Genomic DNA, 21,557 nt, shown 5'->3' with positions numbered 1-21,557 from the left:
GCATGGGGCCGAACCTAGCGTGCGGCTACACGACCACCGTGCCGACGATCGCCGGGTCCGGATCGGGCAACTGGGGGTCGAGGTCGACGAAGGTGGCGAGCAGCAACCGGGCCACCGCCAGGTTGCGCACCCACTTGCGGTCGGCCGGCACCACGTACCAAGGGGCGTGGTCGGTGGAGGTCTGCGCGATCGCCTCGTCGTAGGCCGCGGTGTAGTCGTCCCACAGCGCGCGCTCGGCCAGGTCGCCGGCGTTGTGCTTGTAGCGCTCTTCCGGATCGTCGATGCGGTCCTGCAGGCGCTCCCGCTGCTCCTCGGAGGAGATGTTCAAGAAGATCTTCACGATCTGCGTGCCCTCCTCGGCGAGCATCCGCTCGAACTCGCGGATGTGGCGGTAGCGGCTGCGCCACCGCTTCTCCTCGACGAGCTCACGCACCCGCACCACCAGTACGTCCTCGTAGTGGCTGCGGTTCCAGATGCCGACCGTGCCGCGCGGCGGGCACGCCGCATGGCAGCGCCACAGGTAGTCCTGGCTCGCCTCTCTGCCCGCGGGCACCTTGAAGCTGGTCACGACGGTGCCGGCGGGGTTCATGCCGGTCATCACGTTGCGGATCACACCGTCCTTGCCGGCGGCGTCACGTGCTTGGAGCACGACGAGCACCGCTTGGGACTGCGCGGCCCACAGGCGGTGCTGCCAGAACGCGAGCTGCTCGCGCACCTCGTCGAGCTCGGCTTGCGCGGCCGCCTTCTCCCACCCGAACGTGTCGTCGGTCGAACGGGCGGCGAGCGCCGGGTCAACGCCTGGGGCAACGAGGAGCTGTCCGATCAGTCGCGACATGGAAGCGCACCGTAGCCGTGCCGCGCGAGGGCGCAGCTCGGTCACGGCGCGGGCGCGGCCACCGGCTATGGTGCCAGCGACGGGTTGTGCCGGGGGTCACAGCACAGCACTGCAGCCGTAAGCAACCATGCGGCGACCACCACCCCCGGGGCCATCCGTGCCAACCACGGCTCAGCAACAGGGGGAACCAGACGGTGCGCACCACGACCAAGCGCAGGCGTAAGCCTGGAGTGCTGTTCGGATCGATGCTCGTGAGCTTCGTGCTCGTGGCAGCGGCCTGCGGCGACAAAGACGACGGCGGCGACGGGGGCGACTCCTCCGAGGCCCCCGACGAGACGACCGGCTCCACCGACGGCGGGACCGACACGACCGGCGCGCCGGATTCGACGGCGGTGGTGACCACCGCGCCGCAGGAGACCCAGCCGCCCGCACCCGAGCCCGAGTACGGCGGCACGATCGTCGTCGGCGGTGAGGCCGAGGTGGCCAACCCGTGGATCCCGGCCGCGATGCAGTGCGACTCGTACTGCCAGATGCGCGCCCGCTCGTTCTTCGACCCCCTGGTCGTCGTCGACCAGGACCTCAACTGGCGGCCGTTCCTCGCCGAGAGCATCGAGGCCAACGAAGACAGCACCGTCTTCACAGTCAAGGTGCGTGAGGGCATCTCGTTCCACGACGGGACGCCGCTGAACGCCGACGCAGTGATCGACAACCTGAAGCGCACCGCTTCGGGGATCCTGGTCAAGGCCGCTGTGAAGGACCTCGCCCTCGGTACGGACGGCCTGCTGTTGATCGAAAAGCTCGACGACATGACGTTCACGCTGCAGACCGGCAAGGACGGCGACCCGGCCAACCCGATCACCTGGCCGTTGTTCCCGTACTACCTCGGCGGCCAGTTCGGCCTGATCGCGTCGCCGACGTGGCTCGCCGCCGCCGACGCCGACCCGACACTTGCGCCCCAGGCCGTCGGCACCGGGCCGTTCGTGTTCGGCAGCTTCGCTCCCGGCGACAACATGGTCGTCAACCGCAACGAGAACTACTGGCTCTCCGATGCGAACGGCAACCAGCTCCCCTACCTCGATTCGATCGAGTTCAAGGTGATCCCCGACTCCCAGACCCGGGCAACTGCGCTGCAGAGCGGTGACCTCGACATGATGTCCACCTCTGACGCGGCGGTGCTCTCGGACCTCGAGGGCAACGAGGACTTCCCGACGCTGCTGCAGAACCAGTACGGCGAGACGAACTACATCCTCATGCACCTGACCAAGCCGTACCTTGCGGACCAGAGCGTGCGCTGCGCGCTGCTGCAGGCGATCGACAAGGAAGACTTGATCAACGTCATCGCCAACGGCAACGCCGACCCGGCCAACGGTCCGTTCTCGCCCGGCCAGGAGGGCTACCTCGCCGACAACGGCTCGCTGCCCTACGACCAGGCGGCCGCATCGGCGGCGATCGAGGCCTACGAGGCGGCAAACGGCCCGCTGACGATCAACTACTCCACCACCACCGCCACGGTCAACCTGCTGACCGCGCAGTACATCCAAGAGGCGTGGGGTCAGGTCGGTGTCGACGTCACGATCGACCAGATCGAGCAGTCGAAGCTGATCAACAACGCCCTCTTCGGCGACGCGGCGTTCGACGCCTTCGGCTGGCGCAACCACGCCGGGCTGTTCGCCGACACCCAGTACTACTGGTGGCACAGCTCTGCTGCCTCCGACGACGGACAGCTCGCCCTGAACTTCGGACGCCTGCGTGACACCGTGATCGACGACCTGCTCGACAAGAGCCGCCAGGAGCTCGATCCCGACTTGCGCCGCAGCTACGCCGAGGACATCAACCGCCGGTTCGCCGAGCAGTGCTTCATCATCCCGACGTCGTTCACGAAGTGGGGTGTCGTCAGCAACACGTCGGTGCAAGGCATCGGGCAGACGCCCCAGGCCGACGGCGACGGCTTCTTGCGCGACGGCGCCGGCTTCCCCGGTCAGGTCTGGTTGACGGCCGTCTTCCAAGGGTCCTGATAGGACCATCCATGTGGCCGGGTCGCCCGTCGCGGGGCGACTCGGCCACTGCGGTGGCCGATGACGCGTTTCCTGTTGTCCAGCCGAGTCCAGTCCTGTCCGAGACCAATCGCCACGAGGTAGGCGCCCTTGCGTTACGCACTGCAGCGGATAGCCCAGTTCGCGATCGTGTTCGTAATCGTCACGTTCGTCGTGATGGTGGCCACCCGCATCGGGTCAAGCGATCCCGTACGCGACCTTGCCGGGGGCACGGTCAGCGACGAGGTGATCGAAAAGGTGCGGGCTGACTACCCCTATCTCGACCGCAACATCTTCGTGCAGTACTTCTATTGGCTGAAGGACATGCTCACCGGTGACTTCGGCTACAGCTACGCCCAGTCCCAGAGCGTGGCCGACATGTTCCGCCAGCGCCTCCCGGCCAGCTTCTTCATCGGCTTCTGGGCGATCCTGCTCGGCCTGCTCGTGGCCGTCCCGCTCGGCGTCTACGCCGCGTACCGCCGCGACGGCCTGTTCGACCGATCGACGAGCCTCGTCTCATTCGCGTTCATCTCGGTGCCCCCGCTCGTGTTCGCAGTGCTGCTGCTGCTGTTCGTGGCGGTGCGCTTCGAGACCTTCCCTGTGCTGTCGGTCTACGTCGCGCCGTGGGACAACCCGTGGGACCACTTCCGCAACTTCTTGTTGCCCTCGCTGACGCTCGCGCTCGGGCTGGCCGCGGTGTGGAGTCGCTTCCTGCGCGCCGACATGATCTCCACGCTCCAGAGCGACTTCATCATGCTCGCCCGTGCGAAGGGCATGTCGCCCAAGCGCATCCTGTGGGGCCACGCGCTGCGGGCCTCCATCCTGTCGCTCGTCACGAGCGTCGCGCTGCAGCTCTCCGGGCTCGTCGGCGGGGCGGTGATCGCCGAGCAGTTCTTCGGGCCGAAGGGCATCGGTGACCGGCTGGTGTTCGCGGTCCAGCAGAACGACCTGCTGGTCATCCAGGCGGTCACCGCGCTGCTCGTCGTCGTCGTCGTCACCGCGAACCTGCTCGTCGACCTGTTGTACGCCGTGATCGATCCCCGCATCCGACATGCGCGAGCGCTCGGGTAGCGGCATGCAGAAGTCCGACACGAGGTGGACGCCAAGATGAGCGAGCCCCGCACCGACAACATCGACCCGCTCGTCGCCGTCGGCCTGGTCACCGAGGTGGAGGGCGGCGAACCCGTCGCTCCCCCGCCGGTACGCAAGCGCCGACGGCTGCCCAAGATCGGGCTCCTCTTCGGCGTCATCTGGCTGGCGGCGCTCGTGCTGCTCGCCGTGTTCGCCGACGTGGTCCCGTTCATCGTCGACCCCAACGAACGCTTCGAGGGAGCCGGCAACTTCGGTGCCCGCCCAGGATCCGCCTTCTGGTTCGGCAGCGACCAGCTCGGGCGAGACGTCTTCTCCCGCTGCATATACGGCGCCCAGATCTCGTTGCGGGTGGCCTTCTCGTCGATCGTCGTCGGGCTCCTCATCGGCGGTGTGCTCGGGCTCGTGTCCGGCTACTTCCGCGGCTGGATGGACCGGGTGATCTCCATCGTCATCGACATCTTGTTGGCCTTTCCCGTGCTCGTGATCTCGATCCTCATCGTCGGACGCTTCGACGTCCTCGCCCGTGACAACAGCGCGTTCAACTGGCTCACGAGGACGTGGTCGATCACGTTCGTGCTCGCGCTGTTGTCGATCGCCCCGATCGCCCGCATCGTGCGTGCGCAGACGCTGTCCATCTCCCAGCGCGAGTTCGTGCTGGCCGCGCGCAGCCTCGGTGCCAAGAACGGGCGCATCCTCGTGCGCGAGGTGCTGCCCAACCTGATCCCGGCGATGACTTCGGTGGTGTTCACCGGTGTGGCGCTGCTGCTCGTCGCCGAGGGCGGCCTCGCGTTCCTCGGATACTCGGTCAAGCCCCCGTCGCCTTCGTGGGGCTTGATGGTGGCCGAGAACCGACCCCGCATCGAACAGGCCTGGTGGCCGACGATCTTCCCCTGCATCATGTTCTTCGTCACGGTGCTCGCGTTCAACCTGATCGGTGACCGCGTCGCCCGCCGGTTCGACATCCGGGAGGCGGCGCTGTGAGCCCCCCCAGACTGCAGACCGAGGGTCGCCCCGAGAGCGGCACGCTGATGTCGGTCACCGACCTGAAGACGCACTTCCAGACCGATCGCGGGCTCGTTCGCGCGGTCGACGGGGTGACCTTTTCGATCGACCGTGGCAAGGCGCTCGGCATCGTCGGCGAGTCCGGGTCGGGCAAGACGATCCTCTCCCGGTCGCTGATGGGCCTGCTGCCGACGAGGGGCACGATCCGTTCCGGATCGGTGCGCTTCGAGGGCAACGAGCTGGTCGGGCGCAGCCCGAAGGAGATGCGCGGGTTCTGGGGTGCCGAGATGGCGATGATCTTCCAAGATCCGATGAGCTCGCTGAACCCGTTGATGAAGATCGGCAAGCAGATCGCCGAACCGCTGACCGAGCATCTGCGGATGACCGACAAGCTCGCGTGGGAGACCGCCGAGCGCCTGCTGAAGGACGTCCGCATCCCCGAAGCGGCCCGCCGGCTGAACCAGTACCCCCACGAGCTGTCCGGTGGCATGCGCCAGCGCGTGATGATCGCCATCGCCCTCGCTTGCGGGCCGACGGTGCTGTTCGCCGACGAGCCGACCACCGCGCTCGACGTGACGGTCCAGGCCCAGATCCTCGACCTGATCAACGAGCAGCGACGCGACCGCAACATGTCGCTCGTGCTCGTCACCCACGACCTCGGTGTCGTCGCCGGGCACACCGACGAGATCGCCGTGATGTACGGCGGCAAGCTCGTGGAGAAGGCGCCCACCAGGTCGCTCTTCGCCCACATGCGGATGCCGTACACCGAGGCGTTGCTGCAGAGCATCCCCAAGCTCGACGCGCCGAGCCACACTCGGCTGCTGGCGATCCCGGGGCGTCCGCCCGATCTCGTCAACCCGCCGCAGGGGTGCAGGTTCGCGCCGCGGTGCATCTACGCCCGTGAACGCTGTCACGAGGAGGAGCCACCGCTGGTGCAGGCCGAGATCCCCGAGCACACGTATGCCTGCTGGTACCCGGTCGGCTCACCTGAGTACTTCGAGCGCCGGGTCGAGATCTCCCGGCGCGGCGAAGCCGTCGGCGTGGGAGGCGATGCCTGATGGCCGGCACCGGCAAGGCACATCTGCGCTCCGGCGAAGCCCTGTTGCGCGTCGAGGACCTGGTCGTCGAGTTCCCCGTCGGGCGCACGGGGCTGAAGGTGAACGCCGTGAGCGGGATCAGCCTCGACGTGATGCCCGGCGAGACCCTCGGAGTCGTCGGCGAGTCCGGGTGCGGCAAGAGCACCACCGGCCGAGCGATCATGCAACTCCCCCGCCCGACGTCGGGTTCCGTCGTGTTCGAGGGCACCGAGCTGACGAAGATGAGCGGCGACCCGATGCGTGAGGCGCGCACGCGGATGCAGATGATCTTCCAGGACCCGATCTCGTCGCTCAATCCCCGGCGCAAGGTGCGCGACATCGTGCTCGAACCGCTGACCATATGGAAGCGGGGCACGAAGGCCGACCAGAGCGCCCGTGTCGACAAGGTGCTCGACGACGTCGGCATCGACCCGCAGCGCGCGGCAGAGAGCCAGCCGCATCAGTTCTCCGGCGGCCAGTGCCAGCGCATCTCGATCGCGCGGGCGCTCGTGCTCGACCCGACGCTGATCATCTGCGACGAGCCGGTGTCGGCACTCGACGTGAGCGTGCAAGCGCAGGTGCTGAACCTGCTCGAGGACCTGAAGCGCGACTACAACCTGACGCTCGTCTTCATCGCCCACGACCTGGCCGTCGTGAAGAACGTCAGCGACCGGGTAGCGGTGATGTACCTCGGCAAGATCTGCGAGGTGGCACCGAGCGACGACCTCTACCGGCTGCCGGCTCACCCCTACACGAACGTGCTGCTCAGCTCGATCCCCGTCGCCGATCCGGAGGTCGCGACCAGGCGGGTCGCCGTCGAAGGAGAACCGCCGTCACCGGTGCTGCCCCCACCGGGCTGCCGCTTCCACCCCCGCTGCCCGGTCGCGCAGGAGCGCTGCGCCCGCGAAGAGCCGACGTTGCGCGAGATCGCTCCCGCCCACTTCGTCGCCTGCCACTTCCCCCTCCACGGCACCCCCGCCGCGTAGGTCCGCTTCGCCGCCCCCGCTGGCCGCCTCCGGCCCCGCCTCTGCCCCTGCTCTGCAGACCGCAGTTATCGCGCCAATGTGTCAACGAAACTGCGCTAGCCGCACGTTCATTGACACATTGGCGCGCAAGCTGCGGCTTTAGGGGGCGAGGCCGAAGAGATGGCGGCGGGCGGCGTAGGCCTGCAGAATCCACCGCACGGTCAGCCCGAGCCTCGTTCGGACGTCGGCCGTGGTCGGTCGGAGCACCTCCCAGTTGATCGTGGCTGCCTGGATGTCGCGGTGCTTGTCGCGTTGGATGTTGATTGCTCGTTCGTGCGTGTCGCCGTCGACCTCGAGTCCGAAGCGAACCTCGGGGCGTGCGCCGTCGAGTCGGATCGGGCGCCCACCCGGCAACATGAGTGCGAACTGGCGCTCCATCTCGAGGCCGGCGGAGCCGAGCGCGTCGAGTAGCACGAGCTCATCGCGGCTCATCACCGCCGGCAGCTCGGGGTTGCGCTCGAGCACTACCCTTCGGAACTTCTCCGACCCGTTGCGTCCCACGCGTACTGCCCTTGACCCGATCTCGGCGAGCTCGGCCGGGGTGACGATGCGCCGTTCGAGGGCATTCTCGTGTGCCGAGCGCAGCGCCATGTCATCGAGCTCGTAGCTGAGCTCGAACAGGGTCTGGGCGACTGAGCTGAGGCGAAGGCCGTCGAGTTGATCGACCACGTCGGGTTGCTCGAGGCACGTTCGTCGCACCCGAACGCCGTCGAGGCGAGGGCGGCTCGCCGTAGGTACGGTCAGCTCGAGACGGTGGATGGGCATGCCCCGCAGGCGCCAAAGTCGGCCGGCGGTGACGCCCGACACCCAGCCACCCGGAACCGCAAGGCTGGCCGCCCGGGCCCGACCCTCGAAGTCCAGTGCCACGTCACCAAGCGCGTACACGCGGCGGTGGTACACGGGTCGCAGCACACCTCGCCGGATGAGCCGCCCGCGGGCGTCGATCGACAAGCCGATCTCGTCGAGGACACTGGCGGGCACGAGCCCGCGATACTGCTCGGCGGCAGCGAGGAGTGTCTGTTCCCATCGCATGTCTGGCGAAGGTAGAGAACACGTGTGACACCCGTACTCGGATGTGCGCTGCAGGAGTGCTCAAGAGAGTCGAGACGACAGAAAAGCCGCAGCTTGCGCGCCAATCTGTCAGCGAACCTGCGGCTGACGCGGTTTGGTTGACAGATTGGCGCGGAGCCTGCGGTTTGGGGATGCGGTCTTCGTCGGCCGCCTCCGCCTCCCCCCGCGTGCCGGTCAGGCGTTGTGGTAGGTGGGGGGGCGGCGTTCGAGGAAGGCGGCCATCGCTTCACGGTGGTCGGCTGTGGCGCTCGCCATGATCTGCTGACGGTTCTCGACGTCGATCGCCGCCTGGAGGCCGGGGATCTCGAGCGCGCTCCACATGCCCTCCTTCGTGAGGGCGACGCCGAACGGCGTGTTCAACATGATCTCCTCGGCCTTCGCGTAGGCGACGTCCAAGAGCTCGTGGTCGTCGACGAGGTCGACGACCAGCCCGATGCGGTATGCCTCGTCGGCGCCGAACACGCGCCCGGTGAGCATCAGCTCCTGCGCCCTCGCCGCGCCGACGATGCGGGGCAGCAGCCACGAGGTACCGATGTCGCAGGCCGAGAGCCCGATCCGCACGAAGGCGGCGTTGTACTTCGACGAGCGGGCCGCGAGCCTCACGTCGGAGCCGAGCACCAGGGCGAAGCCGCCGCCGGCGGCGGCACCGTTGACCGCGGCGATCACCGGTTGGGGGAGGCTGCGCAGCCGCGGAATGAGCGACGCGATGTGCTTCTGCACCGCGAAGGCGGTCTGGGTGGACCCGAGGTGGGCGGTGTGAGGGGCGGTGCCGTACCCACCGAGGTCGAGTCCAGCGCAGAACCCACGCCCAGCGCCGGTCAGCACCACGACGCGGCACTCGGGATCGACCGCGATCGCCGCGAGGTGGTCGTGCAGTGAACACACCAGCTCGCTGGTCATCGCGTTCAGCTTGTGGGGGCGGTTCAACGTGAGCTGGACGATCCCCGGCCTCGGACGGGTGTGGACGATCACGGCGTCGGAGGTGGCCTCGGAGGTGGCGTCGGAGGTGGCGTCGGAGGTGGCGTCGGGGTCTTTCGATGCTGGCACGTTGCCCATCGTCGTCCAACGCCGTGACCGATCTACCATCCGGCCGTGCTTGCGCCCCACCACCTGCCCGCCGTGCGGTGGGGACTCGTCGGTGCTGCCGGCGCCGCACTGGTCGGCCTCGTCGTCGCCGTCGTTCAGCTGCGTACTGGAGTGATCCCGATGCTGGACACCGCGACGTACTGGAGCGGTGCACGCGCCACGGCGGACGGGCACCCGTTCACGACCACGCTCGCGCCCTCGTTCACGAACTTCACGGCCGCCGAGTTCCTGCAGCGCGATGGGCGGCTCCCGTTCGTCGACTTCCCCGTCGGCTACCCGACGCTGGCCGGCGTGCTGGCGATCGTCGCCGGAGCGGAGCGAGCGATGGGCATCGTCACAGCCCTCGCAATGGCGGCGACCGCCGGGCTGACCGTCGCCGGTACTCGGGCGACGAACCGGACCACCGCCGTCTGGCGGGCGGTGCTGGCGTTCGGGATCGTCGCTCTTCCCGTCAGCCGCCTCGTCACTCAGGCTGCACTCTCCGAGCCGTTGTTCGTCGCCGTGGTCCTCGGGCTGGTCGCCGCCCTGTTGCACTACCGCGACACCGGTCGCCGTTGGCCACTCGTCGTCTGCCTCGCGATGGCCGCCGGGCTGTTGCGCTTCGTCGGGGCACCGCTCTCGTTGCTCGCCGGGTTGGAGCACTGGCGCCGTGAGCGGCGACCGCTGGCTGCGGCGGGCTGGACGGCGTTGGCGCTCGCCCCCGCGGCGGCGAACATGGTGGCCGCCTCTGCAGCGGGGGGCGGCCACGCGGCCGCGTGGCGAGGACTCGGCGGCGACGACGTCGAGCTGATGGCACGCTCGGTGGGCGGCTGGTTCGACGCCAGCCAGGGCGACCTGCGGCTCACGTACTTCGGCGGCGACGGCGCCACCTGGTGGGCCTGGCCGCTGTTCGTCGGCTGGCTGGTGCTCGTCGCCTGGGCGGCCGTCGGGCTGGTCCTCGGCAATCGCTCCGGCGACCGGGCCGACCAGGCGGGCGTCCGGGCCGGCAATGGCTCCGGCGACCGGGCCGACCAGGCGGGCGAACGCGTCGGCGACCGAGCCGGCGAACGCGTCCATCGGCAGTTGCGCCGTCTGCCGGCGCCGTTGGAGCTGTGCCTTGCGGCAGCGGGCATTCTCACCGTCGGGCTGGTGCTCGGCATGGCCGGCTTCGACGCGCTGGTCATCGCCGACAACAGGCTGATGCTGCCCGCGGGAGTGCTGTCACTCGTCGGCGTGGTGTGGAGCGTGCAGCTACCGTCCGCCCGCACCAAGTCCCCTGCCGGGCGCGTCGTGGTGGCGGCTGCCGGCCTGCTCGCCGTCGCCTGGCTCGCGGTAGCCGTCGAGCCGTGGCAGCTCACCGAGCGGTTCAGCGACCTCACGTCGACTCCCCCGTACGTCGCCGCGGCCGCAGGCAGCGGAGCAGACATCGTGATCGTCAACGACGCCGACGGCGTGCATTGGGCCACCGGTCTGCCGGCCGCCTACGCGCCGCTGCCGGTCAAGTCGCTCACCGGGGAGCTGGTCGACATGCAGGCCGCCTACCGGGCGCTTCCCTGCCCGATGCTGGAGCACGACGGCGTGGTGATCATCACCGAGGACGCGCTGTTCGGTACGGCCGGCGCAGAGACGTTGGACGAGCTGGTCACCGAGGGTCGCCTCGTCGCCGAGCCGATCGAGGGTGGCTTCATGTACCGCCCGACGCCGACCTCGTGCGACGAGCGATGAACACGATTGCCGCGCTCAAGCTGATCACCCACACGACGGTGTCGACCATCGTGCGAAAGCGCGCCTGCTCGCCGAGCTCGGCGACGGCGCCGACGCCGACCGTCCACACCACCGTGAACCCGCCGAGTACCAGCACCAAGCTGCGCCCGATGTCGGCAGCCCGCCGACGGGCCAGCAGCCAGGCGTGCCACACCCCGGCCAGCGCGGTCCCCGCGTACATGAAGATCGGCACGAGGGCGAAGTCGGTCGGAGCGACGAGCTCGCCGTAGATGGGGCTGCCCCAGCCCTCTGTCGAGAGCGCGCCGCGATAGTCGACGCGCAGCACCGAGTAGACCGAGTCGATCGCGCGCATCACCGCCGACGGCGACCGCGGCGGGGTCTCCGCGACGGCGAAGGTCGTGCGCAGGCTCCACAGGCGGCCCTCCAGGAACGCCTCCGGGTGCTCACGGATCACGGCCCAGGCGTCCTCGCCGGCCTGGTCGAACACCGGTAGGAAGCACTCGTAGTTGAAGTTGGGGCTGTAGAGATCGGTGGTGCGATCCGGCTCCGCCAGCGCGCGGTGCGATCGCGTCGGCGCGCACGGCGGCATCACGTCGGCGTACAGCTCGTACTTGCCGAACGGGCCGATGATCGCGATGTCGGACACGGAGCCGTCCGCGTGCATGCGCTGCAGGTCGTCGAGGTCGAGCACCGGCACGACGGCGCGCTGCAGGTTCATCCCGAACCAGCTCGACAGCGTCGGGCGGTCGAACAGCACCTGGTTCTTCGCCATCCAACCGCCGACGAGCACGAGCGGTACGAGCGCGGCGAGGCCGACGGTGCGCCACGTGACGCGGCCACGCAGCGCCCACCAACACACGGCGAGCACCACCACGAGCCACACCGGGTGGTACAGGCTGCGAGTGAGCACGGTGGCCGTGCCGACGGCACTGACCGCGAGCAGCCACCGGCCCGGCCGGGCATCTGCCGCGGAGCGCGTGCCTGAGTCGGCCAAGCGCGCCGCTGCCCACAGCAGGGCGAGCAACAGGGCGGAGACGGCGAGCTCGTAGGTCGGCTCGAACGCCAGCTTCAGCACCTCGGGATGCACGGTGGCGACGAGGGCGACCAGTGTCGCCCATCGGCGTCGCACACCGAGTCGCTCGGCGACAAGTGCCGCGAGCACGGCATTGGCGACGCCGATCGCGAACATCAACACCTGGAGCGTGCCGGCGTCGGAGAACGGCGACAGCCAGGCCGGCAGGCCGAGCGCGAGGTTCCAGAGCGGCGGCTGGATGTGCAGGAACCACACGCTGCTCAAGGGGTCGGTCGAGAGCACGTCCCACGGGAGGAGCTGCCAGCCGTAGCCGAGGTATGCGGTGGAGAACCGCTGGCCGCTCAACCACACCACCGCGTACGCGATCGCCCAGCCCAAACCGGCGGCAACGCCGGGCATCACCAGCCAGCGCGGCAGCCGGGCAGCGATCGGGGGCTCAGCTCGCATGTGCGTCCCTGAACGCGGCGTCGAGCCAGGCAACGAGCGCGGGCGCGTGGCGCAGGTCGATGTGGGCGCCGTCGGGGCGCATGTCGGTCTCGAACTCGCCGCCAGGATGGGCGCGGACGGCGCTCGCGAAGTCGGCCGTGAGCACACGTGGGTCAGCGGCGGCGAGTTGCTCGATCAGCTCGTTGTAGCGGTCCATCCGCTGCGGCTCGGCTTCGGCAAAGGGCGGGGTGCCGGTCTCGCCGGCTTGGTACTGGGGCTCGATGTGCGGGTGGGTCAGCCACAGCACCGGCGCACCGCCGGCGGCGACCACGTCGACGAAGGCCTCCATCTGGGCGACGAGCCACTCGTCGTAGGCGGCCTCGCCGATGCTGGCCCAGCCGTCGACACCGGGGATCTGGCGGTCGCTCAGATCGGCCGCTCCGCCGACCACCACCACCAGGTTCGGCTGCAGCTTGTCGACGATCGCGGGCAGCGCCGTGCGCCACTCCGTGCAACCCGGCCGTTCGGGCTGCTCGATGCCGAGGTAGCGCACCGGGGTGTTCTCCCCGATCCCGCAGCCGACACCAGGGCTCGGCACCAGGTCGACCCCGTGTTCGGCCTCCCAGGCCTCCAGCCCGCTCGCGAGCACCCAGCTCTGCGAATCGCCGACCAGCAAGAGCCGGGCGGGCAGTTCGGGATCGACGGCCGACGACGTCGGGGCGTCGGGCGCCAGGTCGGCGAGCCCGGCGATGGCCGCCTGCTGTAAGGCGAGCGCGTCGCTGTCGAGGGCGCTCAGCGCGTCGTTCGCGCTCGCGCGACGATCGATCCCGAACGCCGCCACCAGCGTCCCGACCACGGCGATCGCCGCCAACCACGGCGCGAGCCGCCAACCGATCCACCGCTGCCGCCTGCGCACGGGGTCCTCGAGCAGGTGGTACAGGGCGAGGACGATGCCCATCGTGAGCGCCAGCTTCGGCCAGAACAGCCAGAAGCCGTCGACCGTCTCCCAGCCGAGCACGGGGAGCCGCACCTTGGGCAGGCTCGGGTCGAGTCGCCAGGAGTCGAAGAGCAGGAACACCGGCCAGTGGACGAGGTAGATGGTGTAGGTGATCTGGCCGACGTAGCGCAGCGGCTTCCAAGACAGCGGCCCGCTGACCCCGGTGTGAGCGCTCGCGACGGCCATCAGTGCGCACACGACGAGGCCGTTGACGAGCACGCCCCACGGGAAGAAGAACTCGGTCCACGAGTTGCGGTAGCCGACCTGCCACCACAGCCACACCTCCAGCGCGAGCAGTGCATACGAGGCCACCTGCACGCGGGGGCGGCGCAGCCACCGCACGAGTCCGGGTGTCCCCTTCCACACCATCCACAGCACCGCGAACGCCGCGCCGATGAAGAACTCCCCGGCACGGACCTCGGTCGCGTAGTAGGCGCAGGCCACGCCTTCGCACTTGGCGTCGATCCCGGGCAGGCTCGCCCAGAGGGGGCCGTGGGACTCGTACCAAGCCCCGAGCAGGAACCCGGCGCCGGCCAGCGCGGCGAGCACGGCGAACAGCCGCCACGACGCCGCCGCCGTGCGCCTGCCGGCCAGGAGCGCGAGCACGACGAGGGGGAACACCAGGTACACCTGCTCTTCGAGCGACAGGCTCCACAAGTGCTGCACCGGGTTCGCCAGCCCGAACAGCCCGCCGTAGTCCTTGCCGGTGACGAGCAGGTAGGTGTTCTCCCAGTACGTGAGTCCGCTGAACCACTCCCAGAAGCCGAGGCGACGGCCGGAGCCGGGGAATGCCGTCCAGATCACGACGACGCCGAGCAGCACCACGAACGAGGAGGGAAACAGCCGGCGGGCGCGGCGCTCGTAGAACCGCCTCAACGAGACCGTGCCGCTGCGCTCCCACTCGGCGATCATCAACCGCGTGATCAAGAAGCCCGAAAGGGTGAAGAACATCGAGACCGCCAGCACGCCGCCCGTCAGCCACGTGACGTTGTGGTGGTAGAGCAGCACGATCGGGATGCCGAGCCCACGGATGCCGTCGAGCGCGGGCAGGTGATCGACACGTCCACCGGCCGTCTGCGGCTCGGCGCGAGGCAGGGCTTCGGTGGCGCTCATGGGGTGCTCTCGCACAGTAGTGGCAGACCCCCCGCGTGTAGGGGCGTCGTGTTAGCGTCCACCCGGCCCTACGGCTCGTTCGCCCGCCGCTCGTGATGACCGACACCGCCGCACCGACCACCCTCCCGGGCGAAACCACCGACCGTGCTCTGTGGCGGCTGGCGGTGCTACGCGCGGGGATCACCTACCTGCTGTCGCGCGTGCTCGTCATGGTCGGCAGCGGAGTGGTCGCCGCCCAGCGGGTGGCCGAGATCAACAGGCGCGGTGGCGAACGCCCGGCCAACGCGGTGCGAATGATCGTCGACGTGCTCACGTCGTGGGACGGGGCCTGGTACCTGCGCATCGTGCGCGACGGCTACCCGCGCTCGGTGCCGGCAGGGATCACCTACGAAGAGCCCGAAGCGCGAGCGGCGTTCTTCCCGCTCTTCCCGACGCTCACCCGCTGGCTGGACAGCTTCCTGCCCGGTGGCGACGTGTTCGCCGCGCTGGCGCTGAACTTCGTGCTCGGGGCGGCAGCGATCTGGATCGTCGGCCTCCTCGCCAAGGCGGTGTTCGACGTCAGGGTCGCGGGGCGGGCCATGGTGCTGATGGCGCTCTTCCCGGGCAGCTTCGTGCTCTCGTTCGCCTACAGCGAGGCGCTGTTGCTGGTGCTCGCCGCGGGGACGCTCCTGATGCTGCACCGTGAGCAGTGGCTGTGGGCAGGGGTGTTGGCGATGCTCGCCACCGCCACCCGCCCGAACGCCGTCGCCCTCGTCGCCGCGTGCGCCGTGGCCAGCTTCCTCGCCATCAGGCGATCCCGGGACTGGGGCTCGCTGGTGGCGGTCGTGCTCAGTCCGCTCGGGTTCGTCGCCTTCCAATGGTGGATCGGCTGGCATGCCGGAGAGCGGGGGGTGTGGTTCCGTGTGCAGCGCGAGGCGTGGCGGGAGGGCACGAGCTTCGGCGGCACCGCGATCGACGGAGCCTTCGACTTCTTGCGCTCCCCGCTCTCATCGCCCACCGACGCGCTCACCACGGCCTCGATGATCGCCCTCGCGGTGCTGGTGTACGCCGCGTGGCATCGACGCCTGCCGGCGCCTTGGGTCGCCTACAGCGCGGTGGTGGTGGCCCTCATGCTGCTGCCCGCCACCGTCACCGCCCGACCCCGCTTCCTGTACACCGCGTTCCCGCTGCTGATCGCCCTCGCGGTGTGGTTCGAGCGGCCCGGTCGCGCCCACCCTCGCGTTGGCGAGCAGGCAACCGGTGGTGTCGGGCGGGTGATCGACCGTGACCAGCTCTGGACGTGGACCATCGCCGCGTGTGCAGGTGGGCTGGCCGTGCTACCCGCGCTCTACGGGGTGTTCGGCGCCATTCCATGAGCTCATCGCTCGCCGCGAGGGTCGGCCGGAGCACGCGCTGGCTGGAGCTCGCGCTGCTCGCCGCTCTCGCCTACGTGCCGAGCCTGCTCGCGAGCCCGGGCAAGGTGCCCGCCGACACCAAGCTGTACCTGTACCTCGATCCCGCGCGGCTGATCTCCGACGCCCCGTACACGTGGGACACCCGTCAGTTCGCCGGCTGGGTCCCGCACCAGAACGTCGGCTACCTGTGGCCGAGCGGTCCGTGGTTCTGGCTGTTCGAGCAGCTCGGCGTGCCGGACTGGATCGCGCACCGGCTCTGGATCGCCACCTTGCTGTTCGCCGCCGGGGCCGGGGTGCGGTGGGGCGCGCGGGTGCTCGGCCTGGCTCCTGCCGCGGCCCTCGTCGCGGCGGTCGTGTACCAGCTCTCCCCCTACGTGCTGCCGTACATCTCCCGCACGTCGGTGCTGTTGCCGCCGTGGGCGGGGCTCGGCTGGCTGGTCGGGCTCACCGCGCTCGCCGCGCGGCGCAGAATGCTCCCCTACCTCGGCGCGATCGGTCTGCTGATCGCCACCATCGGGGGCATCAACGCCACGGCGATGGTGATGATCGCTCCGGCGCCGGTGATCTGGCTGATCGACGCCGCCGCGCGGCGTGAGGTGTCGTGGCGCAGGACGATCGGTGTGGCCGGCGCCATCGGCGCGGTGAGCCTGGCGGTGTCGCTCTGGTGGCTGGCCGGGCTGCGCGTGCAGGGCAAGTACGGCGCCGAAGCACTCGCCTACAGCGAGGCGCTGGAGTCGACGGCCCACACCTCGTCCGCGCCGGAGGCGATGCGCGGCCTCGGCTATTGGCTGTTCTACGTCCGCGACCAGGTGACGACGCTGACGTCGGCGTCGACTCCGTACCAGGAGTCCGGCTGGGTGTTCGCCGCCGGGTGGTCGCTGGTGCTGCTCGGCGCGGTCGGGATCGGGTTCTTCAGCTGGCGGGCGAGGCGCTTCGCGGCCTGCGCCGCGCTCACCGGGCTGGTGCTCGCCGTCGGGGCGTTTCCGTTCGACGACCCGTCTCCGCTCGCGGCTCCCCTCACCGAGCGCTCACGCGACACCGTCGTGCTCGCGCTGCGCAGCTCCACCCGGGCCGCACCGCTCGTCGTGCTCGCACTCGCCCTCGGCGCCGGAGTGGTCGCGTCGGCGGTCGCGAGCAGGTTGCGGGCGCACCGCTGGTGGCCGGGGCTCGCGGTGGCCGGCATCGCGGCGGCCAACCTGCCGGCGCTGTGGACCGGTGCGTACGTCGACCCCGGGTTGCTGCGCCCCGACCCGCTGCCCGACGCGTGGACCGAGCTCGCCGATCATCTGGACACCACGGGTGACGCCCGGGTGCTGCTGCTACCGGGCATGGAGTCGGCTGCCTATCGCTGGGGCTACACCGTCGACCCGCCGCTGCCCGGGCTCACCGGGAAGCCGCTCGTCACGCGTGACTGGCTGCCCCTCGGCAGCCCGGCGGCGATGGACCTGCTCTACGCGCTCGACGACCGGTTCCAGGCCGGGATCGCCGAACCAGACGCGATCGCGCCCGTCGCCCGCCTGCTCGGGGCCGACACGGTGGTGGTCGCGAACGACACCCAGTTCGAGCGCTTCCCGACGGTGCGGCCCGAACCGGTGTGGGAGATGTACCAGGCGGGTGTCGACGGGCTCTCCGACTGGCTGACGTTCGGCGACGCGGCTGCGAACGAGCCGGTGGTGCCGATGCTCGACGAGACAGCGTTGCTCCACGACTCCGTCGGCGCAGCACTCCCCCAGCTGGCGGCCGCGCGAGTGGCCGACGCTCCCGGGATCGGGCGGGCGGCGAGCGCTGCTGTCGTGGTGAGCGGCAGCGGCGACGGGATCGTCGACGCCGCCGCCGCGGGGGTGCTCGACGGGAGCGAGGTCGTCGTCTACTCGGCCTCGCTCGGCGGTGAGGAGCTGGCGCGGGCCTTGGCCGAGGCGCCGGTGGTGGTGGTCACCGACAGCAACCGCGTCCGCGCCCACCACTGGCGCTCGTCGCGTGAGGTGTCCGGGTTCACCGAGGACGGCCGGACGACCGCGCTGTTGGAGCGTGACCCGTTCGACCATCGCCTGCCGGTGTTCGAGTCGCCCCACGCCGACCAGCAGACGCTGACGTTGCAGGACGGCGTCGTCGCCACCGCCTCCACCTACGGGACGCCGCTCTCGTACTGGCCGGAGGTGCGCCCGGCGATGGCAGTCGACGGCGATCCGACCACGGCCTGGGTGGTGGCCGAACGCGCGGACCCCACCGGTGAACGGCTGCACCTCAGCGCCCCGGAGAAGGTGACCGAGGTGACCCTCCTCCAGCCCGACGCCGGTTCGGCGGGGCGCACCATCGAGGCCGTGCGGATCTCCTCCGGCGACGGCGCGTTCGACCTCGATGTCGCCCTCGACGCCACCTCTCGCGTCGCGCCGGGCCAGACCGTGGTGCTGCCGAGTGCCGCGAGCGAGCTGGAGATCGTGATCTCCCGGGTCGGCGCGCCGGCGGCGCTCCACCGGTGGGGCTGGGGCTCGGTCGGCTTCGCCGAGGTGTCGATGGGCCTGGCGCCGACGACGGAGACCACGAGCCTGCCGCGCGACGCCAGCGCGGCGACGCCTGCGGGCACCCCGCTCGTGTACGTGATGTCCCGGCTGCGCACAGGTGCCGAGAGCCGCTGGCGGGGCGATCCGGAGAGATCGATGACCAGGGAGATCGAGGTCCCCCAGGATCGTGTGTTCGAGGTGGGTCTCACCGTTCGGCTGTCGCCACGGGCGAGCGACGCGGTGCTCGCCGAGCTCGCCGGGGCAGAAGTGGCCGTCGCCGACGCCCGCCTGGTGGGATCGGGCGCCGTCGCCGGTCTGGCTGCCTTCGACGGGGACGATTCGACGGCATGGGTCACGCCGTTCGACGCGGACTCGCCGGCGACGGTCGTGGTGCCCTCCGACGGCACCCCCGTCGACACGCTGGAGATCCTCACCCGTACCGGCGAGGGCTATGCGCGACCGACCGAGCTGACCGTTGAGGCCGGTGGTTTGCGCCGGGTGGTGGCCCTCGACCCGGAAGGCCCCGATCGCCAGACCGTGCGGTTCGAGCCGGTCGCCGGCGAGGAGCTGAGCGTGGCCGTGACGGCGAGCGACGGCGCCACGACGATCGACCGGCGCACGAACCTGCCGGTGGGGCTACCCGTCGGGGTCGCCGAGCTGATCGTTCCCGGCGTCGTCGCGGCACCGTTGCCGCCGCGGCTCGACACGGGCTGTCGCGACGACCTGGTGAGCATCGACGGCCGGCCGTTCGCGGTGCGCGTCAGCGCGAGCTGGGAGCAGCTCTTGGCCGGCGCCGAAGCGGAGGTGACCGCCTGCGGCGACGCCGCGATCGACCTGGCTGCGGGTACGCACGTGGTCACGACCGGGGCGGGGCTCGATACGGGGCTCGACGTCGACCGGGTCGTGCTCGCCGATGCCGACGCCGCCGGCCGGGGCGCGGCGACCCCGATAACCGTGGAGCGATCGACGTCGCGCACGAGCGGCACGTTCGAGGTCGGCGCGTGTCCGGACGGCTGCTGGCTGGTGCAAGGAGAGGGCTTCGCCGACGGCTGGGAGGCAACCGTCGACGGCGAGGTACTGAACGACCGGGCGATCACCGACGGTGCGATGAACGGCTGGTGGCTGCCCCCTTCCGCCACGGCGCGCACCGTCGAGCTGCGCTGGACGCCGCAGCGCTCGATGTGGATCGCCTTCGCCGTCTCCGTCTTGGCAGTGCTGGCATGCGTCGCCTTCGTCGCCGTGGGCGCGATCGGGTGGTCGCGGGCGCGACGCGCGCAAGTGGACGAGCTCGATCGGTCGAGCGATCCCGCATCCGCAGCGGGCCTCGGCGAAGCCGCTTCCTCCTACGGCGCCGCCCTACCCGTGCCGACCTGGTTCGCAGCGGTCGCGGCCCTGGTCGTGGCCGGCCTGGCAGTGGGGCCGGCGGCGGGGCTGGCGGCCGGCGCGATCGTCGCCCTGGCGCGGGTCACGAGGCGGTGGTGGGTCGCCCCCGCGGTCGCGGTGGCATTGCTCGCCGCCGTCGGGCTTTACATCGGGCGCGGGGTGGTCGTGCGCGGGGTCCCGGCCGGGTTCGACTGGCCGCTGGAGTTCCAGAGGGTCCACGGGCCGACGCTCGTCGCGCTGGTGGTGTTGGCGGCGTCGACGCTCGGTGTCCGGCGGGGCGCCGCAGAGTAGCCTCGCTCACCCGTGGCCCTCGATCCCCGTCCCTGCCTGTCGGTCGTCGTGCCCTGCTACAACGAGCAGGCGACGGTGCTCGAGATGCTCGAACAGGTGCTCGCCTCGCCGTGGGTGGCACAGGTGGTGATCGTCGACGACGGCTCCACCGACCGCACCACCGAGCTGCTCGCCACCGTCGACGACCCGCGCGTCGAGATCGTGCTGCACCAGGTGAACCGGGGCAAGGGTGCCGCCCTGCGCACCGGCTTTTCACGGGCGACTGCCGAGTACGTGATCGTGCAGGACGCGGACCTGGAGTACGACCCCGATGAGTACGGCGTCGTGCTGGAGCCGCTGGAGCGCGATCGGGCCGACGTCGTGTTCGGTTCACGGTTCCTCTCCGGGCGACCACACCGCGTCCTGTACTTCTGGCACTCGCTCGGCAACAAGTCGCTCACCCTCCTCTCCAACATGTTCACCGACCTCAACCTGACCGACATGGAGACCTGCTACAAGGCGTTCCGGCGGGAGCTGATCCAGTCGCTCGAGATCGAGGAGGACCGCTTCGGCTTCGAGCCCGAGATCACCGCGAAGGTCGCTCGCGCCGGCTGGCGGATCTACGAGGTGGGCATCTCGTACTCGGGGCGCACCTACGCGGAGGGCAAGAAGATCGGGTGGCGGGACGGCCTGCGCGCGCTCGTCTGCATCGTGCGCTACTCAGCGATCGGACACCGTGCTCGTACCCGGTTCAATGCCGCCGCAGACGCGCCCACAGGTCGCGCAGACCCCACGTCGTGACGCGCAGCATCGACTCGACCACGATCCGCCCGGACATCTTCGACGTCCCGTAGGCGCGGTCGACGAACGTGATCGGTTGCTCCACGACCACCGCGCCCGATCGCACCAGGCGTCGCAACAGCTCGGTCAAGAACGCGTAGCCCTCGGCGTCGGTGGCATCGGGATCCGCGGCCGCAAGCGAGGTCGCCCGGTAGACCCTGTATCCCGACGTGCTGTCGCGCACGTGCAGCCCGAGCGCGAACGAGGTGTACCGGTTGCCCCAGCGGGAGAGCAGCCGCCTGTGCAGCGGCCAGCTCACGGTGGAGCCACCGGGCACGTAGCGCGAGCCGACGACGACGTCGACACCGGGTCGCAGCGCTCCGACGAGGGCCGCCAAGGCATGTGGATCGTGGGAGAAGTCGACGTCCATGGACACGATCGCGTCGTAGCCGGCGCCGAGCGCCTCGCGAAAGCCGTGGCGATAGGCGCTGCCGAGCCCTTCCTTCGTCGTGCGGTGGATCACCCGGATCCTGCCCAGCCGCTCGGCGCACCGTTGCGCGATCTCACCGGTCCCGTCCGGGCTGGAGTCGTCGATGATCCAGACGTCGGCGTCGGGCAAGCTCTCGCGAACTGCGTCGAGGTACCGCTCTACGTTCTCGGCTTCCTGGTAGGTGGGAGCCAGCACCACGGTACGCACAGGGCGGAGAGGCTAGGCGAGGGAACGCCGTTGGTGCAC

At 70.2% G+C, this 21,557-nt stretch carries 15 protein-coding genes; 9 read left to right on the top strand and 6 right to left on the bottom strand.

What is annotated here, in order from left to right; translation table 11 throughout:
* Window positions 1-25: 25 nt before the first annotated feature.
* Window positions 26-835, bottom strand: a complete 810-nt coding sequence (locus tag IPM43_15810) for a polyphosphate kinase 2 family protein (GenBank protein ID QQS24815.1) — start codon at window positions 833-835, stop codon at window positions 26-28.
* A 194-nt stretch (window positions 836-1,029) separates the two neighbouring features.
* Between IPM43_15810 and IPM43_15805 the strand changes: the two genes are divergently transcribed.
* The 5 genes from IPM43_15805 (at window position 1,030) to IPM43_15785 (ending at window position 7,024) form a co-directional block, all read left to right on the top strand.
* Window positions 1,030-2,850 (top strand): ABC transporter substrate-binding protein, encoded by a 1,821-nt coding sequence (locus tag IPM43_15805; GenBank protein ID QQS24814.1) that lies wholly within the window; start codon window positions 1,030-1,032, stop codon window positions 2,848-2,850.
* A gap of 129 nt (window positions 2,851-2,979) precedes the next feature.
* Window positions 2,980-3,939 (top strand): ABC transporter permease, encoded by a 960-nt coding sequence (locus IPM43_15800; GenBank protein ID QQS24813.1) that lies wholly within the window; start codon window positions 2,980-2,982, stop codon window positions 3,937-3,939.
* Window positions 3,940-3,975: 36 nt separating this feature from the next.
* Window positions 3,976-4,941: an ABC transporter permease gene (locus IPM43_15795; GenBank protein QQS24812.1), complete on the top strand. Its 966-nt coding sequence runs from the start codon at window positions 3,976-3,978 to the stop codon at window positions 4,939-4,941.
* A gap of 47 nt (window positions 4,942-4,988) precedes the next feature.
* Complete coding sequence (locus tag IPM43_15790; protein QQS26504.1) at window positions 4,989-6,020, top strand: ABC transporter ATP-binding protein; 1,032 nt, start codon at window positions 4,989-4,991, stop codon at window positions 6,018-6,020.
* On the top strand, window positions 6,020-7,024 hold the full coding sequence (locus tag IPM43_15785; protein QQS24811.1) for an ABC transporter ATP-binding protein: 1,005 nt from the start codon (window positions 6,020-6,022) through the stop codon (window positions 7,022-7,024). The genes IPM43_15790 and IPM43_15785 overlap by 1 nt, the downstream gene beginning before the upstream one ends.
* Window positions 7,025-7,162: 138 nt before the next feature.
* On the opposite strand, the gene IPM43_15780 is transcribed toward IPM43_15785, so the two are convergent.
* Window positions 7,163-8,095: a hypothetical protein gene (locus IPM43_15780; protein QQS24810.1), complete on the bottom strand. Its 933-nt coding sequence runs from the start codon at window positions 8,093-8,095 to the stop codon at window positions 7,163-7,165.
* Between the two features lie 213 nt (window positions 8,096-8,308).
* Window positions 8,309-9,190 (bottom strand): enoyl-CoA hydratase/isomerase family protein, encoded by an 882-nt coding sequence (locus IPM43_15775; GenBank protein QQS24809.1) that lies wholly within the window; start codon window positions 9,188-9,190, stop codon window positions 8,309-8,311.
* Window positions 9,191-9,226: 36 nt separating this feature from the next.
* Here IPM43_15775 and IPM43_15770 point away from each other — a divergent pair, with 36 nt between their 5' ends.
* Window positions 9,227-10,924, top strand: a complete 1,698-nt coding sequence (locus IPM43_15770; protein QQS24808.1) for a hypothetical protein — start codon at window positions 9,227-9,229, stop codon at window positions 10,922-10,924.
* On the opposite strand, the gene IPM43_15765 is transcribed toward IPM43_15770, so the two are convergent.
* Both IPM43_15765 and IPM43_15760 read right to left on the bottom strand, forming a co-directional pair.
* Window positions 10,884-12,404, bottom strand: a complete 1,521-nt coding sequence (locus IPM43_15765; protein ID QQS24807.1) for a hypothetical protein — start codon at window positions 12,402-12,404, stop codon at window positions 10,884-10,886. The genes IPM43_15770 and IPM43_15765 overlap by 41 nt on opposite strands.
* Entirely contained in the window at window positions 12,394-14,493 is a 2,100-nt protein-coding gene (locus tag IPM43_15760) for an acyltransferase (protein ID QQS24806.1), read from the bottom strand. The genes IPM43_15765 and IPM43_15760 overlap by 11 nt, the downstream gene beginning before the upstream one ends.
* Window positions 14,494-14,588: 95 nt before the next feature.
* Here IPM43_15760 and IPM43_15755 point away from each other — a divergent pair, with 95 nt between their 5' ends.
* The 3 genes from IPM43_15755 to IPM43_15745 are packed head-to-tail and all read left to right on the top strand — an operon-like array spanning window position 14,589 to window position 20,842.
* The gene (locus tag IPM43_15755) at window positions 14,589-15,848 is read left to right on the top strand and encodes a hypothetical protein (GenBank protein ID QQS24805.1); all 1,260 of its coding nucleotides are present in this window, start codon (window positions 14,589-14,591) and stop codon (window positions 15,846-15,848) included.
* Window positions 15,845-20,062, top strand: a complete 4,218-nt coding sequence (locus tag IPM43_15750) for a DUF3367 domain-containing protein (GenBank protein QQS24804.1) — start codon at window positions 15,845-15,847, stop codon at window positions 20,060-20,062. The genes IPM43_15755 and IPM43_15750 overlap by 4 nt, the downstream gene beginning before the upstream one ends.
* Before the next feature lie 36 nt (window positions 20,063-20,098).
* Window positions 20,099-20,842: a glycosyltransferase family 2 protein gene (locus tag IPM43_15745; GenBank protein ID QQS26503.1), complete on the top strand. Its 744-nt coding sequence runs from the start codon at window positions 20,099-20,101 to the stop codon at window positions 20,840-20,842.
* Here IPM43_15745 and IPM43_15740 read toward each other — a convergent pair.
* Window positions 20,793-21,518 (bottom strand): polyprenol monophosphomannose synthase, encoded by a 726-nt coding sequence (locus IPM43_15740; protein QQS24803.1) that lies wholly within the window; start codon window positions 21,516-21,518, stop codon window positions 20,793-20,795. The two genes, IPM43_15745 and IPM43_15740, sit on opposite strands and share 50 nt — an antisense overlap.
* Window positions 21,519-21,557 lie beyond the last annotated feature (39 nt).

The sequence above is a fragment of the Actinomycetota bacterium genome (genome assembly GCA_016700055.1).
Lineage (GTDB): Bacteria > Actinomycetota > Acidimicrobiia > Acidimicrobiales > Ilumatobacteraceae > Kalu-18.
The sequence above is the reverse complement of the archived record's forward strand: the minus strand, read 5'-3'. Positions and strand labels throughout refer to the sequence as shown.